4 protein-coding genes are annotated in these 3,528 nt (G+C 53.3%); 1 reads left to right on the top strand and 3 read right to left on the bottom strand.

Going from position 1 to position 3,528, the window contains the following annotated elements:
- From KGZ92_09085 to KGZ92_09075, 3 genes are all read right to left on the bottom strand, one after another.
- Window positions 1-496: hypothetical protein (locus KGZ92_09085; GenBank protein MBS3889416.1), on the bottom strand; the 496-nt coding region annotated here is incomplete at its 3' end.
- Window positions 497-508: 12 nt separating this feature from the next.
- Window positions 509-856 (bottom strand): hypothetical protein, encoded by a 348-nt coding sequence (locus KGZ92_09080; protein MBS3889415.1) that lies wholly within the window; start codon window positions 854-856, stop codon window positions 509-511.
- Between the two features lie 4 nt (window positions 857-860).
- Entirely contained in the window at window positions 861-3,239 is a 2,379-nt protein-coding gene (locus KGZ92_09075) for a phage tail protein (GenBank protein MBS3889414.1), read from the bottom strand.
- A gap of 183 nt (window positions 3,240-3,422) precedes the next feature.
- Between KGZ92_09075 and KGZ92_09070 the strand changes: the two genes are divergently transcribed.
- Window positions 3,423-3,528 (top strand): AbrB/MazE/SpoVT family DNA-binding domain-containing protein (locus tag KGZ92_09070; GenBank protein ID MBS3889413.1); only part of this gene is annotated, 106 nt, incomplete at its 3' end.

Here is a 3,528-nt window from a genome sequence, read left to right as displayed (position 1 = left end):
TGATTGTACTTATTTTTGATACGCCACTGGCAAGCATAATCGGGGGCTCCTGCCAGTAGCGGGCATATAGGGCGCCGCTCTGCACGTAGAAAATCCACGGCACATCTTCTGTCACAAAGTCAAAGCGCCTTGACTTAAAGTCTCTATCCCAATACCCGTCAAACTCTATGCCTACTGATGTGACATTTGCTGCTGCCATAAATTCATCCAGCCAAGGTGTCAGTTCATCGTATGGTAGTGCTTTTGATTTAACAGCCGCCACACCGTCATCCACGCAAACTGCATAAGCTTTCGTCGGGGCAGTGCCTACCGTCAAGCGCTTGACGGTAACATCTATAGCTTGAAGCGTAGCGCTTTTTTGGAGCGTATGCACAAGGAAAAGTTCAGTCGTCAAGCCCCGGCTAAAATATGCTTTAAGCTCCGGTTGGGCATTGTTATATAGCGTCTTTTGCCTTGACTTTATCTTTTCTAAAAGTTCCTGACTAATCTGCCTCACATACTCACCACCTCAAACTGCCGGCTGAAAGCATCTCACTGAAATTTTAGCGGCAAAGATACCCTTTAATTTACTTGTTTTCTCCCAGCTTGGTGCCTCTGCAATTAGCCCCACCCATGTATCAGTTCCGTCGCTCACGTTGACCGGCTCGCCTCTTGCCTGGCACCTGTCAATAATCTCTTTGCCTTTTTTGTCCACCCATAATTCAACATCAATAACTTCTGTTGCGTTGCCGATAGTCTCTACATGTGGCAAACCGTCAAGCGTGGTATGCCAGAGCTGGCGCGCATCAAAGCGGCGGAGGGTATTTACGTAGCGCGTGATTAGATCATTATCAATCGTCCAGATGCCAACCGGCATAACATCACCTCCTGTTGCTTTTGCGCAGCTCGTCCATAACCAGTTCAAGTGCGCCGATAAATTCGCCCTGGTTATTCACACCTCTAATTGTGATTTCGCCGGAGTGCACATGTCCGATTTGCGCATTTTTGCTTTCCGCTGCAAAGCCAACCGGCACAGCCCTTTGCATATCGCCGCTGATGCGTGACATCGCCTGCTCAAAGCCTACACCGATGCCTGCTGCCATGTCACCGCCGAACCCGGCAAAGAGCAAAGACGGACTCCTTATCCCAAAGAAACTCTTGATGCCGCCTACAATGCCGCCCATAAAGCCTGCAATCTGCCTTCTGAGCCATGCACCCATGTCAGATATGCCCTGCCACAAGCCTCTAATCAGGTCGCCGCCGACGCGCGACATTTGCCCCGTCGAGCCGGAGAACGCATCAGCAATGCCGGAGATTATGCGCGGCACAGCAGACAGAATGCTTGCAATAATCTTTGGCAAGTCTCGAGTTAAAGAGCCAAACACCCGCACACCTGCCTGGGCAAGCAGCGGAGAGCTGCCGACAAAGCCGCCCACAAGGGCTGCAATAATCTGCGGGATTGCCGCTGCAACAGCGACAATTATCTCCGGCAGAGCAGCAACCAGCGCGACAAGAAGCAGAATGCCAGCTTCGATTATCTGCGGGGTTGCGACGATGAGAAATGAAATGATAGCATCAATAATTTTTGGCAGCGCAGCCACAAGCACAGGCAGCGCGGTCACTAGCCCTCGCGCCAAGCCTAAAATAATCTGCAGCGCCGCGTCCAGTACAAGCGGCAAGTTCTCTAGCAGAGTGCGCGCGATGAGGACGACAGCTTGCACAATCGCCGGAATAAGTCGCGGCAGCGCGTCTCCAATGCCGCCGGCAAGGGTGGCGATCATCTTGACTGCCGCATCAATTAGTACCGGCAGGGTGGCGATAATGCCATCAGCCAGAGCAAGCACAAGCCGTAGCGCGCCCTCAGCCAGCCCGGGCAGAGCCGCGACCAAACCGTCGAGCAGCGTCATGATGATCAGCGAGGCCGCGTCTACAAGTATTGAGAGGTTATCTGTAATCGCGCTGCCAATGGACATGATAATATCCATGCCAAGAGCTACGATATCAGGCACGGTTTTCATGATGGTATCCACGATGCCACCGACTGTATTACCGACAATTTCGCTGATTCTCGTCCAGTCGCCGCCAGCTTCGTTTAGTCCGCGCGTAAACTCGCCAAGCAGCCCCACGCCATCACCCGCGAGCACTTGCAGCTGCGGCAGGAGTACCATGCCTAGAGCGTTTCTTGCGGCTCCGGCACCAGATGTAAGGCGCTGCATCGTATCGTCAAACGCGCCAAGACTAGCAAGCGCCTCGTCACTCATCACAGCGCCCATTTGCCGCGCTTCCTCGGTTAAGTCCGCGATGCCCGCAGAGCCCTGCGCGATAAGCGGATTAAGGTCAAGCGCCGATTTGCCAAAGATCTGCATGGAGAGAGCGCTGCGCTCCGTTTCATCTTTTATGCGCCCGAGCGCATCAATAGTCTCCCAGTAGACCGTTTCTGCGTCACGGAGATTGCCGCCGGCATCAGTCACAGAGACGCCAAGTTCCTTGTACGCCCCGGCTTGTAATTTCGCCCCTCTGCGGGCCGCGTCCATCGCGCGTATGTTTCTTGCCATGCTGCCGGTCAGCGTTTCAAGCGGCACGTCCACAAGCTCGGCGGCATATCTGTATGCCTGCAGCGCGTCTGTGCTCATCCCGGTGACTGTGGCTGCGGTAAGTATCTCATCGGCATACGTTGCGGCGCCTACGGACATGCCGGCAAGCGCCCTGCCTGCAGCCGCAGCGGCAACGCCAACGGCCACAAATGCAGCGCCCATCGCCACACCTACGCCTTTTAGGACGCCGCCCAGTTTGTTAAACTTGGAGCCGGCCTCATCCGCGTCTTTGCCCGTTTTGTCGAGCTCGTCGCCCAGCTGTTCCGTTTGTGTCTCCAGGTCGTTTGTTTCTTTTGCGGCATCTTCTAGGGCATTACTTGTGTCGCTTAGCTCGCGTTCCATGCCGATGAGCGCGGCGTTTGCCTTATTTAGCTGGATCTGCCACTCTTGTGTGCGTTTGTCGTTTTCGCCAAAGGAGGCGGCGGCGTTTAAAAGTGCGGCGCGGAGGACATCGGTTTTCTTGCGCTGTTCGTCCATCTCTTTGCCAAGCACTTCTTTTCGCGAGGTCAAAGCCTCGACTGACTTGTCGTTTTTGCCAAACTGGGCAGACACAAGCTCCATTTCGCTGCCTAGGACTTTAAAGGAGCGGTTGATATCCAGCATGGCGTTCTTGAATTCCTTTTGGCCTTCTACGCCTATGCGCAAGCCGAAATCTGAATATCCCATAAGTTTTGTTATCCTCCCAACTCCCAGCCGGCATAGTAAATCCGAGTTCTAAGATAAATCTGACATGCCGCACCTCCCCTGCAAAATATTCAAAAGCAATTGTATTTTAACGCTGTTTGGCATATACTAATGGTAGGGTAAATAGGGATTGTCCTACTTTTTAAAATTCAAGGAGGTTTTAGCATGAGCGCCCCTATAGTTGATAACGCCAAGGTAATGGCCAAAGGCCAAATTACGCTCCCAAAGGATATCCGTTCCAAGCTTCGTCTTTCCACTGGAGACCGTGTCA

The sequence above is a fragment of the Bacillota bacterium genome (genome assembly GCA_018333655.1).
In the GTDB taxonomy this organism is placed as follows: domain Bacteria; phylum Bacillota; class UBA994; order UBA994; family UBA994; genus BS524.
This window is presented reverse-complemented; position numbering and strand designations above follow the sequence as displayed.